Origin of the sequence: Streptomyces nigra (assembly GCF_003074055.1) — a bacterium.
In the GTDB taxonomy this organism is placed as follows: Bacteria; Actinomycetota; Actinomycetes; order Streptomycetales; family Streptomycetaceae; genus Streptomyces; species Streptomyces nigra.
Genome location: NZ_CP029043.1, coordinates 260,234 through 283,340, shown reverse-complemented (window position 1 = coordinate 283,340; position 23,107 = coordinate 260,234). Strand labels below are relative to the sequence as shown.

Sequence of the window (23,107 nt, the reverse complement as noted above, 5' to 3'; positions counted from 1 at the left end):
GGCGGGCGGGGGAGGGACACCCTGACATTCGCTCTCCCGGAGCCGAAAGGACCAAGGGCCTGGTCGGCAGGATTCCGCTTCCATGCTCCCACCGGCCCGCGCCGGTCGCACTCCATGTCCCGGCCCGCCGCGGAGGGAAAAGCCCCTTCGCGGTACGGCGCGGGGAAGCAGAATGAGCGGCATGACCCTGGTCGGAGACATCGACGCGCGCGGCATGCAGCACTGCGAGACGACGACGCTGGGTGTGCTCCTGCGACACGAAGGGATCGACCTGTCCGAGCCCATGCTTTTCGGGCTGGGCTCCGGGCTCTCCTTCATCTACTGGGACAGCAAGAACATGGGCTTCCCCTTCCTCGGTGGCCGGGTCAAGCCGTTCGAGCTCACCAGACATCTGACCGCAGCGCTCGGTCTCGACCTCCGGGTCGAGGAGACCACCTCGCCGCGCAGGGCGTGGCAGCACGTGACGACCGCCGTCGACGAGGGACGGCCGCTCGGCCTGCAGCTCGACAGCTACCACCTGGACTACTTCACGACCAAGGTGCACTTCGGTGGCCACGTCGTCGCCCTGTACGGCTACGACGACGCGAGCGCCTACCTCGTGGACACCGCCCCGCAAGGCGGAGCCGTCACCACCGGCCTCGACAGCCTCGCCAGAGCGCGGGCCGAGCGTGGCCCGATGACCGCCCGGCACCGCTCGTTCACGATCCGTGCGCCCCGCAATCACCGGCTGCCCGACGAGAGCGCGCGTCCCGCGATCAGAGCGTGCGCCGACGCCTTCCTCGATCCACCCATCGCCAACCTGGGCCACCGCGGCATCGAGAAGGCCTCGCGGCTGGTGCGGTCGTGGCTCCAGCGCAGCGACCGCCCCGGCGAGGACCTGCCCCGGGTCGCGCTCCTCATGGAGAAGGCCGGGACCGGGGGAGCGCTGTTCCGCAATCTGTACCGGGATTTCCTGGCGGAGTGCGCCCAGTGGATCGACAGCGACCATCTGCGCACCGGACACAGGCTGTATGGCGAGGCGGCCACACTCTGGACCCAGGCCGCCGGTCTCATCGCGGCAGCGGGAGAGTCCGGCGACCCGGACCACCTCACCCGGGCCGGCGACCTGCTCCATCAACTCGCCCGCATCGAGCGCGAGGCCATGCAGTCCCTCAGCCGGGTCTAGGGGGTGTCCGACAGACACCCCCCAGCGGTCCCAAGCCACGCTGGGCCGCATACCCCGCGGCAACCAACCGCCGCACCGGTACGCCCGACGCCCCCGGCGACTGGCACTACGTCGTGGGCATACGGAACAGGGCAACTTCCCGCTGCCCGCTTTGAGTTATCGCGGGCGTGCCCGGAGCTGACCCCTCGCCGGGCACCTCCGCCCACGCCCCCTCATCCCCGAACACACCTGAAGCTGGCCGCGTCATCAGGATCCCCGGCCCGGTACCTCGGCCAACTTGGGTACTCGCACAGGGGCCGTGCCCTGCCGTCGCCCGCGTCCACGACGACCGGCGCGACCGGCTCGACGCCCCGCTCGGACCACCGCTCGATCGCCGTGAGGGAGTCCCAGGAGGCGGCGAAGGCAGGGCTGCCGAAGTTCGCGTGATTGGCGCCCGGCACCAGGTAGTACCGCATGAACTCCCGTGTCCCGCGCGGCCCCACCACGTCCGACACCCGCTCGTAGTAGTCGTTCGTCGCCCGGTGCGAGACCAGTTCGTCCGCTGCCCCGTGCAGGAGCAGCAGCTTGCCGCCCGCCCGGGCGAAGGGGGAGAGGTCCGCGTCGTTCATGTCCTGGAGCTTCGACAGCTCGCTGATGCGCTTGAGCCAGGTGCCGGGCCGCGCCGGGTCGACGCTCAGGGAGTCGCGGTCGGCGTCCCGCGTGAGGAAGTACCGCACCCACTGGTCCCAGTACTGCATGCCGTACCCGCTCGTGAGCGGCATCGGAGTGGACGGCGCGGTCGTGCCGAAGCCCAGGACCGGGGTGCGCAGATCGGCTCCGGAGAGGAACGGGAAGCCGGGGTATCCGCGTTCACCACTGGCGACGCGGTACGGCCACTTCCAGGGGGACGAGATGACCCTGATCGCGGTGATCTGGGCGTCCGAGAGGCAGGAGGAACCGGTGTCGGCGCCGTCCGGGCAGCGCAGGGTGCCGGGATCGAACCGGCAGGCGTCCGGGTTGGAGACGACTCGGTCGGTCAGTCCGTCCAGTCCGTCGCACGCGCGCATGACACTCTCGTAGAGCAGCGTCTGCTTCTCTGGTCCGGGGAAGGCCCCGGGGCGCGCCAGTTCGTGCGTCGCGCGTCCCAGGTAGAGCGCTTCGGCGAGGTTGTTCCAGGCCGGGTAGGCGGAGATCACGCCGTCCATGGCGGTGGGCCACCGCTGGATCATCGCCAGCGCCTCCCGGCCCCCGGTGGAGCCGCCGGCGAAGTAGGTGTGCCGGGGCTTCGCCCGGTAGAACGTACGGATCAGGAACTGGGCCGCGTCGTGCGTCTTCTTGAGCGCGTCCCCGGCGGCGAAGTTCCGCAGCGCCTCGTCGTCGACGGCGAACGAGCCGTCCAGGGAGAGGATGGGGTGCTTGGCGGGGTCCGCCTGGTGCCCGGAGTCGCCGGCGTACGTCGCAAAGCCGCGCGCCAGCGGTGGGGCGCCGTCCGTCGGCGCGAAGGGGACGTCGCCCCGGACGTCGGGAACGGTGCCGTTGTAGCCGCCGCCCCCGAACATCATGGATCTACGGTTCCAGTCGAGGGGAAGGGCGACGCGGAGCCGGATCTCGGGCGCGGCGCGGTCGACGGGGGAGAGGGCGGCGTCGGCCCGGCAGTAGGTGAGGCTCACCCCGCCGACGGTCTCCGCCACCGGGGACGCGGCGTCGACACGGCCGCCCCGCGTGCGTAAGGAGATGACGCTCGCCGGGATGGCCGTCCCGGCCAGCGCCGCGCACCGTGCGGCGGCACCCGGGGTCGCGGCCTGGGACGGACGCGTCTGGGCGGGGACGGCCAGGAGCACTCCGACCGTGGCGAGGGCGATTCCCGTCAGCGTTCGCGGGTTCATACGGTTTCCTCCAGCTCGGTCCGGTGGCGGCGATGGCGGTGAGGGGCGAGGCGTCATCGGCTTGGCTCCGGCATGCGCTGGGCGCGCAGCTCCGAGCGCCTCACCTTGCCCGCCGCGTCACGCAGAGAGTCGTGGACGAGCTCGATCGACCTGGGCAGCTTGTGCCGCGACAATCGGCCGTCGAGGAAGGCGTGGATGTCGTCGGGGGTGACGTCGGCCTGCCGGGGCGTGTGGACGATCGCGTGCAGCCGGTTCCCGGTGTCGGTGTCGGGCAGCCCGATGACGACCGCGGTCAGCACCTGCTCGTGCTCGACCAGGGCGGCCTCGATCTCCGCCGGATACACGTTGACGCCCCCGACCGTGATCATGTCCGATCGGCGGTCGAGCAGATACAGATAGCCGTCCGCGTCGAACCGTCCCATGTCCCCCAGCGAGGACCAGCCGTCGAGCGTGGTGGCCTCGGATCCGATGTAGCGGTAGGTGGCAGGGGTCCCCGGAGTGACCCGCATGTAGATCTCCCCGGAGACACCGGGCTCGGTGATCTCCGTACCCTCGGGGTCGAGGAGTTTCATCTGACCCCATGTCACCTTGCCCACCGAGCCGACGTGTTGCGTCCACTCGTCGCCGCGAAGGGTGCAGCCGGCTTCCGCCTCCGTACCGCCGTACAGTTCCCAGACCCGTTCGGCGCCCAGCCAGTCGATCCACTTCCTCTTCAGCCAGACGGGGCAGGGCTCCGCGCAGTGCCACACGGCGCGCAGGGAGGCGAGCGAGTACCGGTCGCGGACCTCGTCGGGGAGCGCCGTGATCCTGCGCATCATCGTGGGCACCAGATACACCCACGTCACCTCGTACTCGTCGATCGCGGAGAGGGTCCGCTCGGCGTCGAACCTGGTCAGCAGGGTCACCGAGCCGCCGAGGAAGATCGTCGTGAGGGCGGTGACGAACGGGGCGTTGTGGTGCAGCGGAGCCGTGATCAGCGCCTCCTCACCGGCGCCGATCCGCCACATGTCCGAGTCGAACGAGGAGGTCACGGCCGGCCTGCCGGACAGGATGATCTTGGGGCGGCCGGTGGAGCCGCCGGAGGTCGGGGCCTTCCAGGACGTCGCGATCGCCGGTTCCAGGTCGTCGTCGCTCTGCCCGGCGCCCAGTTCCTCGACCGACACCGCCCTCGTGCGGTCGACGAGCGAACTGTCCGCTTCGGTGACCACTACGGCCGGGTCGCCCAGTTCGAGGACGGCGTCGAGCTCAGCCGGCCTCATGCGAGGCGACAGGACCTGAGGGGTGGCGCCCGCCTTGTAGCAGGCGAAGACGGCCAGGACGAGATCGGTCGAGTTGGGCAGCAGCAGGGTCACGATCCGGCCGGTGGCCGCTCCGGCGGCCAGCAGGCCCCGCGCGACCCGGTTGCTCCCCCGATGCAGCTCCGTCCACGTCAGGGTGTCCGCGCCTGCGCGCACCACCACGGTGTCGCCGATCTCGGCGGCGTACGCGCCGGGGATCCCGGACAGGGGGAATCCCTCTACGGGCAGGAACGTCACGCCAGTACCTCCGGGTCGCGCTCGACGGTGGACGGTGCCGCGGCCCCTGCGGTCGCGCTGTCCTCCCGGCGCAGCGCCCAGCGCAGGGCGACGGCGAGTCCGCCCGCCACCAGGGAGGCGACGATGACGATGGGGAAGCCGGAGGTCGGGTCCCCGGAGTCGGACTCGGCCAGACCGAACAGATACGGCCCGACGAACCCGCCGCAGAGGCCGACCGTGTTGATGAAGGCGAGCCCGGCGGCCGCCACGATCCCCGACATCCGGGCCATGGCGACCGACCAGAAGACGGGCAGGGTGCCGAAGAGCAGCATCGACATGACACCGATCAGGACGATCCGCACGGTGGGGGAGGAGACCGCGAGGAACACCGCCGCGGTCAGGGCGGGGGCCACCGCGAGGACGCCGATGGTCAGCGACTCGCGCGGGAGGCGGCGGAAGAGCGCCGGAATCACCAGCACGCCGATCGTGCCGCCGATGCCGGTCACTCCGCTGAGCAGGCCGATCAGGAAGGAGCCGTTCACGTCCAGCGACTCGATGATCGAGGGCACGTTGAACGTGACTCCGTTCATCGTCAGCTGGTTCAGGAAGTAGATGACGCCGATGAGCAGGATGAACGGCCGCCCGAACGCCTGACCGACGTTTCCCTTCAGGCTGTGCCCGCCGGCGCCCTGGCCGCCGTTTTCGGCCCGCTCGCTGAGCACGGCGGCCTCATCCTCGGCCAGCCACTTCGCGTCGGCCGGGACCTCGGGCAGGAAGGCCAGGACGACCAGCCCGATGACCATGGTGATCAGGCCCTCGATGAGGAACATCCACTGCCAGCCGTGGAATCCGGCGACGTCGTCGAGCTCCATCAGGGCACCGCCGAGCGGCCCGCCCAGGAGCAGACCGAGTGTGGGCGCCAGGTAGATGAACCCGATCGCGGTGGCGCGGTCCTTCTGCGCGAACCACCGCGTCATCATGAACATCATCGCCGGGTACAGACCGGCCTCGGCGGCGCCGAGGGCGATCCGCCCGATGTAGAAGGTGACGTCGTCGGCGATGAACATCATGAGGGACGTCACCGCGCCCCAGGTCAGAGCGATCCGGGCGATCCAGCGTCGCGGGCCCACGCGGTACATGACGAGGTTGCTGGGCACCTCGAACAGCGCGTACGTCAGGAAGAAGAGCCCGGCGCCCAGGCCGAACGCCGCCGCGCTGATGCCCACGTCCGCCTGCAGATGGGTCTTGGCCAGGGCGATGTTGGTCCGGTCGACGTAGGACATGAAGTAGGTGAGGCAGAGGAGAGGCAGCAGCCGGAGCATCGCCTTGCGGGTCGCGACGGTGTGCAGACCGCCGACAGCAGGAATCGACATGCTTGTCACTCCAAGGGAAGCCGGGCCCCGACGGGGTTACGTGTGCGGTGACAGGTGACAGTAGGGGGCCGCGGGCCTGAGCGGAGATGGAACGTACCTACACCACTGGTGTCACGATGGTGTATGAATTCACCACCTGAGGCAGAGGCGGTGGCGACGATGGCGCAGAACGACTCCGGCACGGCCGGCTCCAGCGGCGACGGCGAGCTGACGTCCTACCGGCTCCGCCGCGAGCGGGAGTTGAGCAGCCTCTACCAGACGGCCCGCTCGCTCACCGCCTTGCGCGAGGTCGACGAGGTGCTGCGGTCCATCGTCCGGCACGCCCACGAACTGATCGGCAGCGACTTCGTCTACCTGTCCCTGCTGGACGCCGAGGGCTACCTCACGCTCAAGGCGTCCGCCGGCACGATCTCGTCGGAGTTCTCGTCCGCGCGCGTACCGCCGGGCCGGGGCCTCGGCGGGCGCGTACTCGAGGACAAGGCGCCGTTCTGGGTGAGCAACTACCGCCAGGCGCAGGCTCTGCCGCACGACCCCACCTTCGACCTGCTCGTGCCCCGCGAGGGGCTCACGGCCCTCCTGGGCGTACCGCTCCTCGTGGGGGAGGAGGCGATCGGCGCGCTCTTCGCCGCCGACCGCACCGAGCGGCCCTTCGAGAAGGACGAGGTGGCGCTCTTCAGCGCCTTCGCGAGCCATGCCGCGGTCGCCCTCAACAATGCCCGCCTCTACGAGCAGACCCGGGTGTCGCTCCGGCGGCTCGAGGACGCCTACCGCACGATCGAGGAGCAGGTCTCCACGCTGGAGCGGGCCGCAGCCGTGCACGAGGCGCTGACCCATGTGGTGCTGACCGGCGGCGGGCCCGGCGACATCGCCCACCTGCTGGTCGAGCAGCTCCAGGGCACGGTCACCATCCAGGACCGCGACGACAGGGTCCTGGCGGTCCGGCCGCACGGCGAGGCGGGCGAGGACGGAGAGGAGGACCTGGGACGCCGTCTGCGCGACGAGGCCCGCGGCACCGGGCGGTGCGTCTCGGCGAAGGGCCAGGACGGCGCGTACCGCAGCGTCATCGCCGCCCGGGCCGGTGGCAGCCACTTCGGCTTCCTGTGCCTGACCCGCAGGGCCGCCCCGCAACCGGCGGACGTACGCATGCTCGAACGCTCCGCCCAGATCATGGGGTTGCTGATCCTCATGCGGGACGCGCGCGTCGAGGCCGAGGAACGGGTGCGGGGCGAACTGCTCATGGAGCTGATGTCACCGTCGCCCCTGCATCCCGCCCAGCGCGACCGGGCGCTGTCCCGCGGGGTCGACGTCGACCACCTCGACACCCTCGTGGTGGTCGAATGCCCCGAACGATCCGCCGCCGACATCGTCCGGCAGCTCAAGCCCATCTCCTCCGCCTGGTCGGGGCTGGCCGGCGAGTACCTCGGCCGCGCCACGATGCTCCTGCGCGCCGGAGGCGAGAGCGACCTGCCCCGCACCCTGCACGACTCGCTGCGCCGGGCGCTCGGCGCCCCCGCCCTCGTGGTGTGCGACCGGATCACCGGCCAGGAGCGATCTCGCTCCCACGCCCTCGCCCTGCGCTGCCTGAAGGTGCTGCGCGCTCTGGGCGAGACCGACCGCGGCGCCGGCACGCAGCAGTACGAGATGTACGCCCTCGTCTTCGACCCCGATCGGGCCGACGACCTCGACCGGTTCCTCACCGACAGCCTGGGGCCGCTCCTCGAGTACGACCGCCGCCGCTCCACGCGCCTGGTGGCCACGGCGGCCGCCTACTTCGCCCACTCGGGGAGCCTGAGCCAGACGGCACGCGCCCTGCACGTCCACCTCAACACCCTGCTCAAGCGGCTGGACAGGATCGGCGTCCTGCTCGGCGAGGACTGGCGCTCGGCGGACTCGGCGTTGCGCCTCCATCTGGCGCTACGGCTGCACGAGCTGCGGGCCGCCGTCGACGGACCGGCGCCGGGCTGAACCACCCGCCGTACGCGGTCAGTTGTCGTTCACATCGCGTTCGAAGTCCTGGGCGCACTGGTCGCGCTCCGCCTGGCTGTCGGCGTGCTGGACGCAGTCGTTGTAGTCCTTGAACGAGTCGGAGGTGAGGAAGGAGACCCCGACCGCGACGATCACCGACGACGCGATGAGTCCCAGCGCGCCGAGGATCGCTCCGGCGACGGCCATCCCACGGTGCCGCGCACGTCCGCCGCGGGCGCGCCGGGCGGCGACGATCCCGAGGACGAGGCCGAGCAGGCCCAGGATGATGCCGCCGAAGACGGTCCAGAAGAACACGCACGCCGTGATGCCGAGCACCAGGGCCGCGATCGCCATGCCGTTGCTCCGGGGAGCCTCGGGCTCGTGGTACCCGTCGGAGGAGTAGGGGTGAGGGGCCTGGTGTGTCATTCGATTCCTCGCTGCTCGCGGTCCGCTGTGACCTCGCTGTGGTGCCTCGCTGCCCGTGTGCCCCGGGAATCGCGGGGCATACGCCGCGTCAGGTGGCGCCTGCCAAAGGGGCGTTGACGCTGAGGCCGGCGCCCCAAGCCGACCGCACCCCGCACATGAAGCCGGGCCGCACCACGTACCCCGAGCCGGGCCGCACCACGTACCCGACGCCCCCTCACCCGCACCGGCTGCCGCTCGCCGCCCCCGCACCCCGGACACAGCAGGGGCGCCTCCCGGGGGCGCGAAAGACAGTCCTCAATCCCCTTTCCAGCTTCAATGCGCCTCCCTCGCCGATGAACGGGATGAATATTCCAGCGGTGGGGGACCGGTCGCTCTCATAGCGTGTCTCCGTTCCCGCGCACATCAAGGCAATCGGTAGATATATGCGCGGGGGCCTGTACCGCAAAAGGGGGGAACATGAGTAACCCGCAGCGCGCCAAGAAGTGGCGCAGGATTGTCGTCGTCTGCGCGACGATCTTCTTCCCGGGGATTACTTTCATCGTCGGTTCGGTCGCAAGTCAGGTCAATGGGACCGCCCGGCTGATCTACATTTCCATCGGCGCCAGCACGGCCACGCTGGCCGCCTACTTCGCCCTGCGTATCAAGCGCAAGTCGAACAGCGCCCAGCTCGTCGAATTCGGGGAGAGCCTGTGCGCCATAATGGAACACCTGGCCTGGCTGGCCGAGAACCCGGACGACGCCGCCGAGCGCAGGGCGCGCATCCGTGACAAGGCCGTCACCCTGCTGGCCACGCACGTCAGCCCCACGGCCCGCTGCGCCTTCTACGCGCTGGAGAGCCAGAGCCAGGGGACCTGCTTTCACCGCAGAGGCAGCTCCGGCAATATGAAGGCCCTGGAAACCTATCCCGTCGCCGACGGCTCGGGCAGCGACCTGCTGTACATCATGAACCGCAAGAATGTCATCAGCATTCCGGATACGAGAAAGACGAATGGAAACCCGAGCTTCAATCTCGGCGACGACTACCGCACGGCGATCGTCGCCCCCGTGTACGCGGGCGAAGAGGCGAAAGGCGTCCTCATTCTGGACGCACCGAAAGTGGACGATCTCGCGGAAGTGCACGAAAGCCTGGTCCGCATGTTCGCCAACATTCTCGCCGTCACCCAGGCCGCCACTCCCGCCTGACCGCCTGCGAGCAACACCGAACAGAAAGCGACTCGCTCGACAACTTCATCACAGTCTGGTGAATCGTCGTCCGAGAGCGGGTAAAACGGTCGTGGAGCGGAACACGGTGCGCGCCGGTAGCGCACTCCTGAGCCCCGGGGGGAAGTAATGATCAAGAGTGAGCAGGCGGTAGTCGAGTCCGGTCGACGCTGGGTGGCCGGTGCGATAACCGACGACGAGTACTTCCGAAAAGTGAACCAGACCGTCGCGCGGTCCTTCGCCGGACGGACGGCTCAGCGTGTGGCGACAGCGCTCATCCGCTTCCTGAGCAGGGCTTGAGCCGGACACCGTCGTTTGAGCCGGACACCGTCATCTGAGGTGCACTTGGGGGGCCAGGCATCTCAACCCTGCCCATCACCGCGAAGGGGTCGCGGTGATGGGCGCTCGTGTGCCCGGCTCAGCGGACGGGCCGTAGCCCGTCCACCAGGAGGTCCAGCAGGCGGGCGGCCCTGGCGTGCTGTCCGGACGGCGGCGCCACAGTGAAAATGCCGATGAGTGAGGCGGCGATGTCCTCGGCGGTGACGTCCGAGCGGAAGTCGCCCGCCGCGCGGCCGGCGTCGAGGATGGCGGTGATGGCCGTCAGCAGCTCGGTGCGGGTCCGGGCGTGGGCGATCTCCCCGGCTTCGATCATGGCGAGCAGGGTGTCGAGCATGCCGTTCTTGGTGGCGATCCACTCCCCGAACAGATCCATCCAGCGCCGCATCGCCGCAGTCGGGGGAAGCTCGCCGAGCAGGTCGCGGGCGCCGCTGGTCAGCCGTATGACCTGGTCCTGGTAGACCGCGTCGACCAGTCACTCGCGGGTCGGGAAGTGCCGGTAGAGCGTGGCGATGCCGACCCCGGCCTCGGCGGCGATCGCGCGCATCGACGGCTCGGTGTCAGCCGCCATGAAGACGCGGGTCGCCACGGCGAGCAACTGCTCGCCGTGGCGGGCGGCGTCCGCTCGCGGTGTGCGGGCGCCCGCACGACCAGGTCGGTGACGGGCTCACGGAATTCGCGCCCGGAGACCGGGTGTTCGGTGGAGCCCTGTTGCGCGCGGTCGCCGGCTTTGTGTGGTCGACTCGACGGGGAAGACCGCGGCGGACGAGGTCCACCGCACACCTGACGGCGTCGACGACCGCACCGCCGCCACCCTCACGATCGCAGGCCGCATGGCGTCGGCCGCCCTCGCCGCGATCGACCCCGGCCCGGACGACACCGTGCTGATCGGCGGTGCCGCGGGAGGAGTCGGGGTGTTCGCCGTCCAGTTGGCCCGGATCGCAGGCGCGCGCGTGATCGGCACGGGATCGGCCACGTCGGCCGACTGTCTCCGCGTGCTCGGAGCCGAGCCGGTCGTCCACGGCGAGGGCCTGGCCGACCGGGTCCGGGCGCTCGCTCCCGGCGGCGCCACCGCCGTGCTCGATCTGCACGGTGTGGAGACGGTGCGGGTCGCCAGGGAAATCGGCGTCCCCGACAGCCGTATCTGCACCATCGCCGCGCAGGTCGACGGTGTGACGGCGGCCAACGGTGCGAACGCCGCGCCCGGTGCCCTGGAGGAGATCGCCGGTCTGGTCGCCGCGGGCCGACTGCGGGTGCCGATCGCGGCGACCTTCCCGATCGATGAGATCCGCCGCGCGGCCGAACTCCAGGCCGGCCGGCATGTGCAGGGCAAGATCGTCATCGATCTCTGACCTACGAGTCGGCCCCCCACAGCTCGGTGCTCTGCGCCCCGACGAGAGCGCCGATCCGCCCGATCACGTCATCGACCGGTAGTGGGTCGAGCCGGCGCCCGTCGCGCAGCCGCAGCGCCACGCGGTCGTCGGCGGCCTCCCTGGCACCGATGACAGCCTGGTACGGAACCAGGCGCGCCGCGCGAATGCGGGCGCCGAGGCTGCCCCGGTCCGGGCCCTCGATCCGGGCCCGCAGCCCCAGATCGCCGCAACGCCGGGCGAGGGACGCGGCGTTCGGGACTTCGGCGTCGGAGATCGGCAGGATCACCAGTTGGGTGGGGGCGAGCCAGGCGGGGAAGGCGCCTTGGTGCTGTTCGATGAGATGGGCGACGGCACGCTCCACACTGCCGATGATGCTGCGGTGGACCATGACCGGACGGTGCTTGGCGCCGTCCGCCCCGATGTAGTGCAGATCGAACTGTTCGGGCTGGTGGAAGTCGACCTGGACGGTGGACAGGGTGGATTCACGGCCGACTCCGTCGGTGACCTGGACGTCGATCTTCGGGCCGTAGAACGCGGCCTCTCCCTCGGCCGCTTCACAGGGCAGGCCGCTGCTCTCCAGGACGTGGATCAGCAGGGCGATGGAGCGCTGCCACTTCTCCGGCGCGGCGACGTACTTGCCGCCCGGGCCCGGGAGGGACAGCCGGTAGCGGGTCGGGGTGATGCCGAGCGCCTCGTAGGCGCGGCGGATCACCTCCAGCGCGGCCTGCGCCTCCTCGGCGACCCGGTCCAGGGTGCAGAAGATGTGCGCGTCGTTGAGCTGGATGGACCGTACCCGGGTCAGCCCGCCCAGCACACCGGAGAGTTCGGAGCGGTACATACCGCCCAACTCGGCGATCCGCAGCGGTAGTTCACGGTAGCTGTGGGAGCGGGAGCGGTAGATCACCGCGTGATGAGGGCACAGACTCGGCCGCAGGACGACCTGCTCACCGCCGAGGTCCATCGGCGGGAACATGTCGTCGCTGTAGTGGGCCCAGTGCCCCGAGATCTCGTACAACTCCCGTTTGCCGAGCACGGGCGAGTACACGTGCTGATAGCCGGCCTGCCGCTCGGCGGTACGGATGTACTCCTCCAGGGTGTGCCGCACGGCCGCCCCGTCGGGGAGCCAGTACGGCAGACCGGCCCCGATCAGCGGATCGGTGTCGAACAGTCCGAGTTCACGGCCGAGTCTGCGGTGGTCCTGCACGGTGGTCATCACGGTCTCCCTGCTGGTGGCGGGGCAAGTGGACCGGGCCACGACGCAGCCCCGGGGCACTTGCCCCGGGGCTGCGGATCAGGTCGTCTGTCAGCGCGCCGGGACACTCTCCGGCGTCGTCGTCATGGCAGCGCGCTTCATGCCGCAGACGGTAGCACCGCGCCGTGATGTCCACCCGCCCATTTTTGGCGGACTGTCGGCTCAGCTCCCCGCCACGCGGATGATCGTCTTGCCGTGCACGCGCTTGCCGGGCGCGAACGCGGCGGCCGCTTCCGCGAGCGGGCGGACGGCGCCGACGATCGGCTTGAGCCGGCCGTCCCGGACCCGCTGCGCGAGGTCGGCCAGACGGGCCCGGTCGGGCTCGACGACGAAGAAGACGCCGCGTCCGCCACGGGGGTGGACGGTGACCGGTTCGGCGATGGTGACCAGGGTGCCACCCGGACGGACGACGGCGGCGGAGCGTTCGAGGATCTCGCCGCCGATGACATCGAGGACGACGTCGACCTGGCCGACCTCCTCCAGCTTCTCGGCTCCGAGGTCCACGAACTCCTCCGCGCCCAGGTCATGGGCGGTCTGACGGTCGGCCGCGCGGCCCGTGCCGATCACCCGCGCGCCGGCCTCGCGCGCCAGCTGGACGGCGAGGGAGCCGACGCCGCCCGCCGCGCCGTGGATGAGCACCGTCTGCCCGACGGTCAGGTGCGCATGGTCGAACAGGGCCTGGTAGGCGGTGAGCCCGGAAATCGGCAGCGCGGCGGCCGTGACGTGGTCGACGTCGGCGGGAAGCGGGGCGAGATTGCGCGCCTCGACAGCCGTGTACTGGGCCAGCGTCCCGTTGCGGGCCCAGTCGGTCAGACCGAAGACACGCTGGCCGACGGTCAGTCCGGTGGTGCCGCAGCCGAGCTCGGTGACCACCCCGGACAACTCGTGCCCGGGCACGCTCGGGGCGCGGTCACGACCGGCCCGGTCCGTCCAGGTGCTGGGCCAGTCCAGCTCACCCGGGGTGAACCCGGCGGCGTGCACCTCGACGATCACGTCGTTCTCAGCGGCGTGCGGACGGGCCACCTCGGAGAGGGCGAGGCCACCGACACCGGCGTCACGGTCTTGGACGGTGATGGCTTGCATGAGGGGTCCTCGAAGTCGGGAGGGAGGCAGGGGAGCGGACGTCGCACCTGATGACGCGGGCGATCCCGTGGGAAGCCGGTTCGCCCGCCGCGACCGCTCCCGGCACCCGCCCACCCCGTTATCGCATACGGCGGCGTATACGGCACGACAGGCAGATGCCCGGGGCGATCACGTCTCCGACCCTACGACCGGGGCGGCCCAGAGATCTGGGCCATTTCGGGACCCTCCCATTGGTCCATTCGCAGGTCGTCCCGGTGATGATCGTCGCGCGATCGGGCGGCTTGCCGGGGTCGACGGCGTCCATCACGCTGACTCTCGGGAACGGGCATCAGAACCGGGACGACCGCGCGTACGGATCGCGCTCGCGCACCGATGAGTTTCCCGCGCCGCGCGGGTCTCACTGTCGGACACCCACGGAGGGAAGGCTGCGCCATGCGGAAGCTCATCTACGGCATGAACCAGTCCCTGGACGGCTACATCGCCGCGGCCGGCGACGACATCGGCTGGAGCGGTCCGCCGAGCGAGGAGCTGTTCCAGTGGTGGCTCGACCTCGAGCAGACGTGTGAGCTGGCGCTGTACGGGCGCAAGCTGTGGGAGACGATGAGCTCCTACTGGCCGACCGGCGACCAGCGACCCGACGCCACCCCGGCGGAGCAGGAGTTCGCACGGACCTGGCGGGACACGCCGAAGGTGGTGTTCTCCTCGACGATCGACAAGGTCGACTGGAACGCCCGCCTGGTCAACGGCGACGCCGTCGCCGAGATCACCCGGCTCAAGGCCGAGGACGGCGGCCCCATGCACATCGGCGGCGCCACGCTCGCCGCGGCGGCCATGCGCGCCGGCCTCATCGACGAGTACGTGGTCGCGACCCACCCGGTCCTGGTGGGCGGCGGCACACCGTTCTTCACCGCACTGGACGGCTGGGTGAACCTGGACATGCTGGACACGCGGACGTTCCCCGGGGGCGTGGTCATGACGCGATACCAGACGAGGCGCTGAGCAGGTGCCCTGAACTCGCGGCTCCACATGCCCAGTTGCTGAGACAGGGGTACCTGGTCGCACGGATCCCGGCCTAACGTCCGATCCATGACCGACACCGCGCACGAACTCGCCCAGGTGAACATAGCCCGACTCAAAGCGCCTCTGGACACCCCCCTGCTGAAGGACTTCGTCGACAACCTCGACCCGGTCAACGCCGACGCCGACGACGCCGACGGGTTCGTGTGGCGGCTGCAGGACGAGGAGGGCGACGCGACGGCCATCCCTGTCTTCGGCGACCCGTGGCTCATCATCAACATGTCGGTGTGGCGGGACACGGACGCGCTGACCGCCTTCATGTACCAGGGCCGCCACCGGGAGATGCTCAGCCGTCGGCGCGAGTGGTTCGAGCGCGTCGAGGAGGCCATGACCACGCTGTGGTGGGTGCCGGAGGGACACCGCCCGACCGTCGCCGAAGCCGAGACCCGGCTGCTGCACCTGCGCACCCACGGCCCGACGCCGTACGCCTTCACCTTGCGCACGTCGTTCCCACCCGGCGGCGCCGAGCCCTTGCTCGGCGAGGTACCGGAGGGACTCGGCTGCTCGGCGCTCTGAGACGGTCCGCGACTCCCGTCCGCGAAATGCCCGCGCCATCACGGACGTTGACCACGTCTTGACGCAACGACCAGCACCCCGAGCCCTGTCCGACGAAGCCCTCTGCGAAACCTGTTCGGCAAGAGCGATTCGGCGCTCTCGCCACCGTCAAGCGCAGCGGCCACCCGCACCTGACCACCATGGTCTACAGCTGGGACGCCGAAGCCCGGACGCTACGGTTCTCGACCACGGCCGACCGGGTCGGCTCAAGCCGCCTGCGCCCGGTGGGACGATCTGCCCGCGCTTCCGCGGGAGCGGCTGCTGGTCGACGCCGACGACACGGTGCGCGCCGCCCGCGCTGCTCGCCCATCACATCGCCGTCCCGATCCCGCGCGAAGTCCTCACCCTCCTCCCCGCACCCCGGCGCGCGCTCGAACAGTGCAGCCTGGCGCCCGAGCTGGAGGCGGAGCTGGTCCGGGACGCGGACCCGGCGGTGCGCCGGGCACTGGCCGCCAACCCCACGCTCGGCGCGCAGAACGTCGCCGTTCTGGCGCAGGACCCCTGCGACGACATCCGCGCGGTGGTCGTGCTGCGCCCCGACCTCACCGAAGAGCAGCGGGCCGCCGTTCTCCACGACTCCGACCCGGGATCGAGGTCGTACCCCCTGCCCTGGGTGGAGCGCCTGCACGGTGACGCCGAGGCTATGCGCCGCCTTGCCGCCTCGTCCCATCCCCTCATCCGCCGCAGCGTGGCCCGGGCCCGGCACCTCCCACCGGACGTCGTGGAGCGGCTGGCCGGGGACGAGGACCGTGTGGTCCAGTTGTTCCTCGCCGAATCCTGCGACGACGCACCGGCCGCGATGCTGCTGGAGGTGTGGCGCTGGTGGGAGGCAGCTTCAGCCATCCCGGCCGCCCCCGCAACCACCCCAACTTCCCGCGCTCCGGCCTGCTGCGCCACGCCGAGGCCCCGGACGGGCGGATGCGGCGGCTGGCGCTGGACGATCCGCAGTCCACGCCCGCCGACGTCGCACGCCTCGCCCGCGATCCGGAAGCCGAGGTGCGGCACCGGGCCGGCGAGGACCCCAGGTTGGCTCCGGCCGACGCGGTGCGGCTGCTGAACGACCCGGCTCATCACGTCCGCGCGGCCGCCGTGCGCAGTCCGCGGCTCCCGGCCCGGGTCCTGTCCGCGCTCCTGCACGACCGTGACACGGCCCACGAGGCGATCACCAACCCGTCCATCCCGGTCCCCGTCCTGCACCGCCTACTGGCCGCGTCGGCGGCAGCGCTCCACGGCCGGACCTCCCGTCCGGCCGTCGGCCGGTAGTCACGACACCATCGGCGGGACCTCCCATCCCGCCGTCGGCCGGTAGTCACGACACCATCGGCCGGACCTCCCGTCCGGCCGTCGGCCACGACACCGCGCCGCCGATCAAGTCGGTGGCGTCCGGCGCCCACATCCGGAAGGCTCGCGCACATGGCCTCGATATTGCAGAACGTGGCGATCGACTGTGCGGACGCCTATGAACTGGCGACCTTCTGGAGCCGGGTGACGTGCCGTCCGCTGCATCCGGAGACCGCACCGGGCGACCCGGAGACCCAGGTGGTGCTGGCGGAAGGCCCCGCGCTCTACTTCAACCAGGTCCCCGAGCCCAAGACGGTCAAGAACCGCATCCACCTGTGTCTGCGCCCCGACACCTCGCGCGAGGAGGAGGTGGAACGGCTCCTGGGCCTCGGTGCCACGCTGGTCGCCGACCTCCGGAACCCCGACGGTTCCGGCTGGGCCGTCCTCGCCGACCCGGAAGGCAACGAGTTCTGCGTTCTGCGCAGCGAGGCCGAACGAGCCGCGACAACCCCCTGACGCTCTCATCCCATATCCGAAATATCGGACCACTACGATGAAGATCCCGATGATGGTGATCAGTCTTCGACAGGGGTTCGTATGCACGGCACGCGCACGTCGGCCCGGGACCGGAACCGGTGGTGAGGCGACCGGGCCGACATAACGGCGTCGGCGTCAACGGTCGCCGTGGACCACAGCCGGACGGCGGTACCCCGCGCCTCCCCACGCCGTCGGCGTGGATGCGCTGGCTCCCGGCCTTCTACGTGGCCGGTGTCCTGGCCCTCGAGCCCATCACACCGGTGCAGTGGCCGGTGAGCTTCCTGCTCATCGCCCTGCCCGTGGTCGCCGCCTACGCGCACGGCCCTGCCATGGTCCTGGCCGTCACCGTGTTCGCCGTCGTACTGGAAGGCGTGCTGGCCGGCACCCCCTGCTGCGCCGGGCGCATGGTGGGCCAGCTGTGGGACCGCAACTACGTCGGCGCCTACGTCTGTACCGCCCTCCTCGGCGTGCTCGGCGCGATCCTGGCCGCGCACCGGATCCACCGCGAACGCACACTCGCCACGCTGCGCTCGGTGGCCGAGACGGCACAGCGTGTCCTGCTGCGCCCCGTGCCTCGCCGACTGGGCCGGGTCTCGATGGAGGCCCTCTACCTCTCCGCCGCCGCGGAGGCACGCATCGGCGGTGACCTGTACGAGGCGGTCGCCACCACCCACGGGGTCCGCCTGCTCATCGGCGACGTACGAGGCAAGGGGCTGCGCGCCGTGGAGACGGCCGCGACGATGCTCGGCGCCTTCCGCGAGGCCGCCTATGAAGAACCCGACCTGGCCGCCGTCGCCCACCGCGTCGAGCGCAGCATGAGCCGCCGGGCCGCGCAGTTGCCGGGCAGCGACATGGCGGAGCGCTTCGTCACGGCGGTCTTCGCGGAGGTGCCCGACCAGGCCTCGGTGGTCCGCCTCGTCAACTGTGGCCACCCGCCCCCTTTACGGCTGAGCCCTGACGGCGTCACCGAACTGCATCCGTCCGACCCGGGCCTGCCCCTCAACCTCGGTGTCCTGCTGGGCATCGAGTACTGCGTGGACGTGGTGCCCTTCCGTCCCGGTGACCTGCTCCTCCTCTACACCGACGGTGTGACCGAGACCCGCGATGCGGACGGCGACTTCTATCCGCTGCACGAGCGCATCCGGTCGTGGACGTCGCTCCCTCCCTCCGACCTCCTGGACCGTCTCCACCAGGACCTGGTCAGCTACTCCGACGGGCACCTCGACGACGACATCGCCGCACTCGCCGCCTACCACCTTCCGGAAGGCCCCATCGGCGGGTCATCACTGGCGCAGCGGTGAACGAGCCGGCAACGGCGTAGATCAGCGGTGCCCGGCACACGATCACCACCCGCCCGGCAGGGAGCCGATGGCAGGATCGGACCATGCGCAGTCGACACTCCACAGCACAGCCCTCATCCATACCGACCGAACTCGCAACCACACAGCCCGCGTTCGGCCATGGGTGGTGGTGACGGCATGGAGACGGTCGCCGGAGCGGTGTGCACGCTGTTGGGTGTGGCCGTCGGCGCTCTGGGCGCACCGGCGGTGCCCGGATCCAACTGCGCGGAGCCATCGCCCAGGCGGACGCCGTCCTGGCACAGGCGGACACCACGTACCGGGCGGCACTCGACCAGGCGTACGCGGCACAGCGCGCCGCCCACGAACAGTGGCGCCGCGAGATCAGACGGGACGCCTACGCCGCCTTCGTCACGGCGCTCGACGAGGTGAGGGAGCCGGCGGCACGGCCGGAACTCCTCGACGCCCATGAGGAGGCGTCCGGCGCCCTGCCCGCGGCCTCGCGCGCGGTGACCGCGGCTTTCACGGTGGTCGAACTGGAGGGCCCGACCTCGCTCACACTCCGCGCGCGGACGGCGCATCAACCGGGCCTCACAGCCGCCGAACACGCTCTGCGCCTGGCCCCGCGCGCCACCGCCATGCGGCTGCTGAACAGCGCGACCGGCGCCGCGACGGCGGACACATCCGACGGCGGATCGTCGTCCGCGCCGGCCCGCGCGGCCCATCAGGCGCTCACCCAACTGCGCGAGGCCGTGTACCGGATGGAGAGGGGGGAGATCGGCAGGGACGCCTACGACGCCGTGCGGCAGCGCGCGACGGAGGCCGTGGACGCGTGCGGCCTGTTCACGCCCGACCAGACCCGCGCCCCGCTCAGCGACCCGTCCTGGGAGGTGGCCCTGCGAATGGGCAGCGAACACGCCGACGCCCTGGCGCGATGCGAGGCGGCGCGCGGCGACTTCGTGACGGCGGCCCGTGCGCTGCTCGCCCCCCGACGGCGACAACGACGCCGATCCCGGCAACGACACCGACACGGAACGGCGCGAAGTGCGCGGCAGGAGGCCCGAGCGGCGGCTGATCCCCGAGCCCGGCGACTGACCGCGAACGGAAAACCGTTGGCGCCCCAGCCAGAGGCGCTGCTAGCTTCACGGAGGCCGTGCGAGAGAACGAGGAGGTGGTACCCGTGAACGTATCGACGTGGGTGCTCTCCTCCGGGGTCACGGTCGGGCGATAGGTCGTCCGGGAGCGCCGTCCAGCGCACTCCCCAAAGGAACGATCATGTCCCTTCACTTCACGTCCGAACGGCCCGCCGGCCAACAGCGTGCCGACGACCAGCCTGCCGACGAAGGCGTCCTCGAACGCGGATTCACCCTCGGCGAGATCCCCGGCATCCTCTGGACGCCCGCCTCCGCCTCCGCCACCGAACCGGCTCCGCTGATCCTCCTCGGCCACCCCCCGCTCGGTCTGGACAAGATGTACCCCCGGCTGGCGGCGCGAGCCCGCGCCGCCGCATCCGACGGCTTCGCCTCCGCCACCATCGAGCTTCCGGGCAGTGGCGACCGGCCCCGTTGGCCCGCCCTCGAGGAGGCCCGGGCCGCATTCCGCCGGGTCATGCAAGCCGGCGAACCCGTCGGCGACGAGATCGTCGACGCCCTCGTCCTCCCGCTCGTCGACCGGGCGGTCCCGGAATGGCAGGCCGCCCTGGACGCCCTCCTCGCGTTGCCGGAGATCGGCGGCCCGGTCGGGTACTCGGGAGGAGTGATCTCCATCGGCGTCCGCCTCGCGGCGGTCGACCCGCGCATCACGGCAGCCGTGCTCTTCGCCGGAAGCTTCGTGCCGCGCTCCGTCGTCGAAGAGGCTCGGCAGGTCACCATTCCCCTGCACGTCCTCCTGCAGTGGGACGACGAGGGCAACGACCGGCAGGCGGCCCTGGACCTCTTCGACGCCTTCGGCTCCAAGGAGAAGTCCCTCAACGCCAACATGGGCGGCCACACCGGCGTGCCGGAGTTCGCGGGGGAGGGCGCGGCCGGGTTCCTGGCCCGACATCTGAAGTGAGTCCGACGGTCGCCCGGGCTGCCTGGGTGCGTCACACCCAGGCAGCCCGGGCGGCCCCTGCCTAAGGGCTGTCCCGTCATTCCCGGTGGATCAGCGCGCGGCGTCAGATGCGGTGCATCGCAAGGCGGAGGGCCGTCCGCATACTGGATGTATGCGGACGACCCGACAACGCGGCGAGGTGCCGTAGCTGACGTCGCGCGCCCGCCGGGAATGACGGGACGGCCCTTAGCCTTGAGGCATGAACGACAACCACCTCGGGGAATTCCTCCGCGCACGCCGGGCCGGCCTGCGGCCGGAGGACGTCGACATGGCGAGTCACGGCGTACGCAGGGTCGCCGGACTCCGCCGCGAGGAGGTCGCCGTCCTGGCCGGCGTCAACGCCGACTACTACACCCGGCTGGAACAGGGCCGCGAGCGCCACCCCTCGACACAGGTACTGGACGCGCTGAGCCGTGCCCTCCTGCTCGACACGGACGCCCGCGACCACATTCACCGCCTGGCCGGAGTCGCCCCTGACAGCGGCGGCTCCCTCCACACCGCCGAGCACGTCAGCCCGGCGCTGCGGCAGCTGATGGACGGCTACCCGCACACGCCGGCGTTCGTGATGAACCGCACCCTCGACCTCCTGGCCGCGAACGCCCTGGCCGAGGCGCTGTACGTCCCCTTCGACCCCGCGGACAACCTGGCCCGCATGACCTTCCTCGACCCGGCCGGACGGCAGTTCTACCGGGACTGGGACCGGGCCGCGCAGGCCGTCGTCGCCAACCTGCGCCAGGCGAGCGGCTTCGACCCCGGGCATCCGCGTCTACGCCACCTCGTGGACACACTGAGCGAACAGAGCCCTGAGTTCCGGCGGTTGTGGGCGCGACACAGTGTGCGCGGCAAGACGCAGGACGCCAAGCGACTCCTCCACCCCGACGTCGGCCCTCTCTCCCTGACCTACCAGTCCTTCGACGTCCGCGACGCACCGGGCCAGCAACTCGTCATCTACCACGCCGAACCGGGCAGCCCCTCGACCGAGGCCCTGGTCCTCCTGGGCTCCCTGCGCGCCGACGATGCGGTCGTTCGAAAGTTTCGATGATAACTCTCGAGATTGCGGTCAGAGTGCTCTCGAACTACATACAGATTCGCTGAAGGTGTCTAGTGCACCCCGCATGAACTGCGAATAAACACCCCAGCAGGCATGGCACGTTACGGCCTTGTTTCCGAAAGAATGCCGAAACTATTGACAGGGTCATGCCGCCGTACGAACACTGTGGGCCACCGAACGACAGAAGTGACGGTCGGTCGTCACGTCCCCCGGGGCCCACGACCCGCCACGTTTCTCTGCAAGGCCGCGGGCGGCACAAGCCGCCCAACCCCCACCGACCTTCATCGGGAGGCCACATGCACCAGAACGGTTCGCAGCAGGACAGGATCGAGAACCCCGCCCCCTTCGGCGGCCTGAGCCGGCGAGGCTTCCTCGTCGGGACCGGCGCGGGCGCCGCCGCGCTCGCCGCCGGGTCCGGGCTGCTGCTGCCCGGCACCGCACACGCCGCCACCACCATCACCACCAACCAGACCGGCTACGACGGCATGTACTACTCCTTCTGGACCGACGGCGGCGGCTCCGTGTCCATGACGCTCAACGGGGGCGGCAGCTACAGCACCCGGTGGACCAACTGCGGCAACTTCGTCGCGGGCAAGGGCTGGAACAACGGTGGACGCAGGACGGTCCGCTACACCGGCTACTTCAACCCGTCGGGCAACGGATACGGCTGCCTCTACGGCTGGACCTCGAACCCGCTCGTCGAGTACTACATCGTCGACAACTGGGGCAGCTACCGCCCCACCGGCGAGTACCGGGGCACCGTCTACAGTGACGGCGGCACGTACGACATCTACAAGACGACCCGGTACAACGCCCCCTCCGTCGAGGGCACCCGCACCTTCGACCAGTACTGGAGCGTCCGGCAGTCCAAGGTGACCAGCGGCTCCGGCACCATCACCACGGGGAACCACTTCGACGCGTGGGCGCGTGCCGGTATGAACCTCGGCCAGTTCAGGTACTACATGATCATGGCCACCGAGGGCTACCAGAGCAGCGGCAGCTCCACGATCACGGTCAGCGGCTGACCCCGACCCGACGAACAGGAAACGGCTGCGGTACCGCCCGCCGACGGTCCCGCAGCCGTGATCGTGGGCCGACCAGAGCCCGGCCCTACACCTCAGCGTCCACCTGACGAGCCGTCGCCCACCACTCCTCGAACTCGCTCCGGCTGATCTCCTGACCGACCAGCACCGGATCGAAGAGATCCACGACGGGCGGGTTGAACGGCCAGTCGTCAGGGCCACTGCGCACGGCGGTCCCGTCCTCGGCCACCTCCACCTGCCGCATGCGACGTCCGTCGGACCCCACTTCCATCAGGTACACGGCTGGATCCTCGCCCTCCTCGTCGAAGGGCTGCCGCAGGAAGACGACCTCTCTCCCGGCGAGCGCACCGAAGCCCTCACGCCCACGCTGGGCGTCACGCTCGGCGCGCATACCGTCCAGTCCAGGAGGCATGTGAGGAGCGTCGATGTCGACCTCCTCCACGTCCCCGTCCTGACGGCGGGACGCCACCGCCTCCGGGTCGCCGACCACCTCGACCCACGCGAACGTCTCGAGGATCTCCCGCTCGGAACGCGCGCGGACCCACCACCAGCAACCGCCCATCCCGTAGTCGTGCAGAACCAGGAAGCGGCGCTTTCCCGTGTCCGTGTCGTCGCCCATGAA

General features: G+C 70.6%; 22 protein-coding genes. 13 read left to right on the top strand and 9 right to left on the bottom strand.

Going from position 1 to position 23,107, the window contains the following annotated elements; genetic code table 11:
• Positions 1–181: 181 nt before the first annotated feature.
• The gene (locus tag DC008_RS01295) at positions 182–1,165 is read left to right on the top strand and encodes a BtrH N-terminal domain-containing protein (protein ID WP_108705297.1); all 984 of its coding nucleotides are present in this window, start codon (positions 182–184) and stop codon (positions 1,163–1,165) included.
• Positions 1,166–1,377: 212 nt separating this feature from the next.
• Here the strand turns inward: DC008_RS01295 and DC008_RS01290 are convergent, their stop codons facing one another.
• Genes DC008_RS01290 through DC008_RS01280 form a run of 3 tightly spaced genes read right to left on the bottom strand, consistent with a single transcriptional unit; the run spans position 1,378 to position 5,917 of the window.
• Positions 1,378–3,030, bottom strand: coding sequence for a tannase/feruloyl esterase family alpha/beta hydrolase (locus DC008_RS01290; protein WP_108705296.1), 1,653 nt, complete (start codon positions 3,028–3,030; stop codon positions 1,378–1,380).
• Between the two features lie 53 nt (positions 3,031–3,083).
• On the bottom strand, positions 3,084–4,565 hold the full coding sequence (locus DC008_RS01285) for an AMP-binding protein (RefSeq protein ID WP_108705295.1): 1,482 nt from the start codon (positions 4,563–4,565) through the stop codon (positions 3,084–3,086).
• Complete coding sequence (locus tag DC008_RS01280) at positions 4,562–5,917, bottom strand: MFS transporter (protein WP_244221315.1); 1,356 nt, start codon at positions 5,915–5,917, stop codon at positions 4,562–4,564. The genes DC008_RS01285 and DC008_RS01280 overlap by 4 nt, the downstream gene beginning before the upstream one ends.
• A 159-nt stretch (positions 5,918–6,076) precedes the next feature.
• Here DC008_RS01280 and DC008_RS01275 point away from each other — a divergent pair, with 159 nt between their 5' ends.
• Positions 6,077–7,882, top strand: a complete 1,806-nt coding sequence (locus tag DC008_RS01275) for a helix-turn-helix domain-containing protein (protein ID WP_108705294.1) — start codon at positions 6,077–6,079, stop codon at positions 7,880–7,882.
• Positions 7,883–7,900: 18 nt separating this feature from the next.
• Here DC008_RS01275 and DC008_RS01270 read toward each other — a convergent pair whose 3' ends face one another.
• Positions 7,901–8,308, bottom strand: a complete 408-nt coding sequence (locus DC008_RS01270; protein WP_108705293.1) for a DUF4190 domain-containing protein — start codon at positions 8,306–8,308, stop codon at positions 7,901–7,903.
• Between the two features lie 456 nt (positions 8,309–8,764).
• Here DC008_RS01270 and DC008_RS01265 point away from each other — a divergent pair, with 456 nt between their 5' ends.
• On the top strand, positions 8,765–9,490 hold the full coding sequence (locus DC008_RS01265; protein ID WP_055619951.1) for a GAF domain-containing protein: 726 nt from the start codon (positions 8,765–8,767) through the stop codon (positions 9,488–9,490).
• Positions 9,491–9,926: 436 nt separating this feature from the next.
• Here the strand turns inward: DC008_RS01265 and DC008_RS36415 are convergent, their stop codons facing one another.
• Positions 9,927–10,232: an SbtR family transcriptional regulator gene (locus DC008_RS36415; protein ID WP_425276528.1), complete on the bottom strand. Its 306-nt coding sequence runs from the start codon at positions 10,230–10,232 to the stop codon at positions 9,927–9,929.
• Between the two features lie 87 nt (positions 10,233–10,319).
• A complete protein-coding gene (locus tag DC008_RS36410) occupies positions 10,320–10,433 on the bottom strand; it encodes a TetR family transcriptional regulator (protein ID WP_279632292.1) in 114 nt (37 codons plus the stop codon).
• Between the two features lie 145 nt (positions 10,434–10,578).
• On the opposite strand from DC008_RS36410, the gene DC008_RS01255 reads away from it, so the two are divergent.
• Complete coding sequence (locus tag DC008_RS01255) at positions 10,579–11,196, top strand: zinc-binding dehydrogenase (protein WP_244221312.1); 618 nt, start codon at positions 10,579–10,581, stop codon at positions 11,194–11,196.
• Position 11,197: 1 nt separating this feature from the next.
• Here the strand turns inward: DC008_RS01255 and thrS are convergent, their stop codons facing one another.
• Together thrS and DC008_RS01245 are read right to left on the bottom strand one after the other, a co-directional pair.
• Positions 11,198–12,421 (bottom strand): threonine--tRNA ligase, encoded by a 1,224-nt coding sequence (gene thrS / locus DC008_RS01250; RefSeq protein WP_108710507.1) that lies wholly within the window; start codon positions 12,419–12,421, stop codon positions 11,198–11,200.
• A gap of 210 nt (positions 12,422–12,631) precedes the next feature.
• Positions 12,632–13,552, bottom strand: coding sequence for an NADP-dependent oxidoreductase (locus DC008_RS01245; RefSeq protein WP_108705292.1), 921 nt, complete (start codon positions 13,550–13,552; stop codon positions 12,632–12,634).
• Positions 13,553–13,984: 432 nt separating this feature from the next.
• On the opposite strand from DC008_RS01245, the gene DC008_RS01240 reads away from it, so the two are divergent.
• The 9 genes from DC008_RS01240 (at position 13,985) to DC008_RS01200 (ending at position 22,467) form a co-directional block, all read left to right on the top strand.
• Positions 13,985–14,551: a dihydrofolate reductase family protein gene (locus DC008_RS01240; protein WP_108705291.1), complete on the top strand. Its 567-nt coding sequence runs from the start codon at positions 13,985–13,987 to the stop codon at positions 14,549–14,551.
• A gap of 87 nt (positions 14,552–14,638) precedes the next feature.
• Positions 14,639–15,145, top strand: coding sequence for a DUF3291 domain-containing protein (locus DC008_RS01235; RefSeq protein ID WP_108705290.1), 507 nt, complete (start codon positions 14,639–14,641; stop codon positions 15,143–15,145).
• A gap of 861 nt (positions 15,146–16,006) precedes the next feature.
• Positions 16,007–16,447, top strand: coding sequence for a hypothetical protein (locus DC008_RS35800; protein WP_244221311.1), 441 nt, complete (start codon positions 16,007–16,009; stop codon positions 16,445–16,447).
• Positions 16,448–16,597: 150 nt separating this feature from the next.
• Complete coding sequence (locus DC008_RS01225) at positions 16,598–16,981, top strand: VOC family protein (RefSeq protein WP_108705289.1); 384 nt, start codon at positions 16,598–16,600, stop codon at positions 16,979–16,981.
• A 221-nt stretch (positions 16,982–17,202) separates the two neighbouring features.
• Complete coding sequence (locus DC008_RS01220) at positions 17,203–18,303, top strand: PP2C family protein-serine/threonine phosphatase (protein ID WP_108705288.1); 1,101 nt, start codon at positions 17,203–17,205, stop codon at positions 18,301–18,303.
• Positions 18,304–18,503: 200 nt separating this feature from the next.
• Positions 18,504–19,484: a hypothetical protein gene (locus DC008_RS01215; RefSeq protein WP_108705287.1), complete on the top strand. Its 981-nt coding sequence runs from the start codon at positions 18,504–18,506 to the stop codon at positions 19,482–19,484.
• A 91-nt stretch (positions 19,485–19,575) separates the two neighbouring features.
• Positions 19,576–20,352: a dienelactone hydrolase family protein gene (locus DC008_RS01210; protein WP_108705286.1), complete on the top strand. Its 777-nt coding sequence runs from the start codon at positions 19,576–19,578 to the stop codon at positions 20,350–20,352.
• 238 nt (positions 20,353–20,590) lie between these two features.
• Positions 20,591–21,433, top strand: coding sequence for a helix-turn-helix transcriptional regulator (locus tag DC008_RS01205; protein WP_108705285.1), 843 nt, complete (start codon positions 20,591–20,593; stop codon positions 21,431–21,433).
• A gap of 305 nt (positions 21,434–21,738) precedes the next feature.
• A complete protein-coding gene (locus tag DC008_RS01200) occupies positions 21,739–22,467 on the top strand; it encodes a glycoside hydrolase family 11 protein (RefSeq protein ID WP_108705284.1) in 729 nt (242 codons plus the stop codon).
• Between the two features lie 85 nt (positions 22,468–22,552).
• On the opposite strand, the gene DC008_RS01195 is transcribed toward DC008_RS01200, so the two are convergent.
• Complete coding sequence (locus DC008_RS01195; protein ID WP_208645794.1) at positions 22,553–23,104, bottom strand: hypothetical protein; 552 nt, start codon at positions 23,102–23,104, stop codon at positions 22,553–22,555.
• Positions 23,105–23,107 lie beyond the last annotated feature (3 nt).

Bases quoted from the DNA above. Each gene is read 5' to 3' on its own strand.
- DC008_RS01210 (WP_108705286.1), top strand. From the start codon at position 19,576: ATGTCCCTTCACTTCACGTCCGAACGGCCCGCCGGCCAACAGCGTGCC.
- DC008_RS36415 (WP_425276528.1), bottom strand. From the start codon at position 10,232: ATGCGGCGCTGGATGGATCTGTTCGGGGAGTGGATCGCCACCAAGAAC.
- DC008_RS01240 (WP_108705291.1), top strand. From the start codon at position 13,985: ATGCGGAAGCTCATCTACGGCATGAACCAGTCCCTGGACGGCTACATC.
- DC008_RS01295 (WP_108705297.1), top strand. From the start codon at position 182: ATGACCCTGGTCGGAGACATCGACGCGCGCGGCATGCAGCACTGCGAG.
- DC008_RS01220 (WP_108705288.1), top strand. From the start codon at position 17,203: ATGCGCTGGCTCCCGGCCTTCTACGTGGCCGGTGTCCTGGCCCTCGAG.
- DC008_RS01275 (WP_108705294.1), top strand. From the start codon at position 6,077: ATGGCGCAGAACGACTCCGGCACGGCCGGCTCCAGCGGCGACGGCGAG.
- DC008_RS01205 (WP_108705285.1), top strand. From the start codon at position 20,591: ATGAACGACAACCACCTCGGGGAATTCCTCCGCGCACGCCGGGCCGGC.
- DC008_RS01245 (WP_108705292.1), bottom strand. From the start codon at position 13,552: ATGCAAGCCATCACCGTCCAAGACCGTGACGCCGGTGTCGGTGGCCTC.
- DC008_RS01235 (WP_108705290.1), top strand. From the start codon at position 14,639: ATGACCGACACCGCGCACGAACTCGCCCAGGTGAACATAGCCCGACTC.
- DC008_RS01280 (WP_244221315.1), bottom strand. From the start codon at position 5,917: ATGTCGATTCCTGCTGTCGGCGGTCTGCACACCGTCGCGACCCGCAAG.
- DC008_RS01195 (WP_208645794.1), bottom strand. From the start codon at position 23,104: ATGGGCGACGACACGGACACGGGAAAGCGCCGCTTCCTGGTTCTGCAC.
- DC008_RS01265 (WP_055619951.1), top strand. From the start codon at position 8,765: ATGAGTAACCCGCAGCGCGCCAAGAAGTGGCGCAGGATTGTCGTCGTC.
- DC008_RS01200 (WP_108705284.1), top strand. From the start codon at position 21,739: ATGCACCAGAACGGTTCGCAGCAGGACAGGATCGAGAACCCCGCCCCC.
- DC008_RS01225 (WP_108705289.1), top strand. From the start codon at position 16,598: ATGGCCTCGATATTGCAGAACGTGGCGATCGACTGTGCGGACGCCTAT.
- DC008_RS01290 (WP_108705296.1), bottom strand. From the start codon at position 3,030: ATGAACCCGCGAACGCTGACGGGAATCGCCCTCGCCACGGTCGGAGTG.
- DC008_RS01270 (WP_108705293.1), bottom strand. From the start codon at position 8,308: ATGACACACCAGGCCCCTCACCCCTACTCCTCCGACGGGTACCACGAG.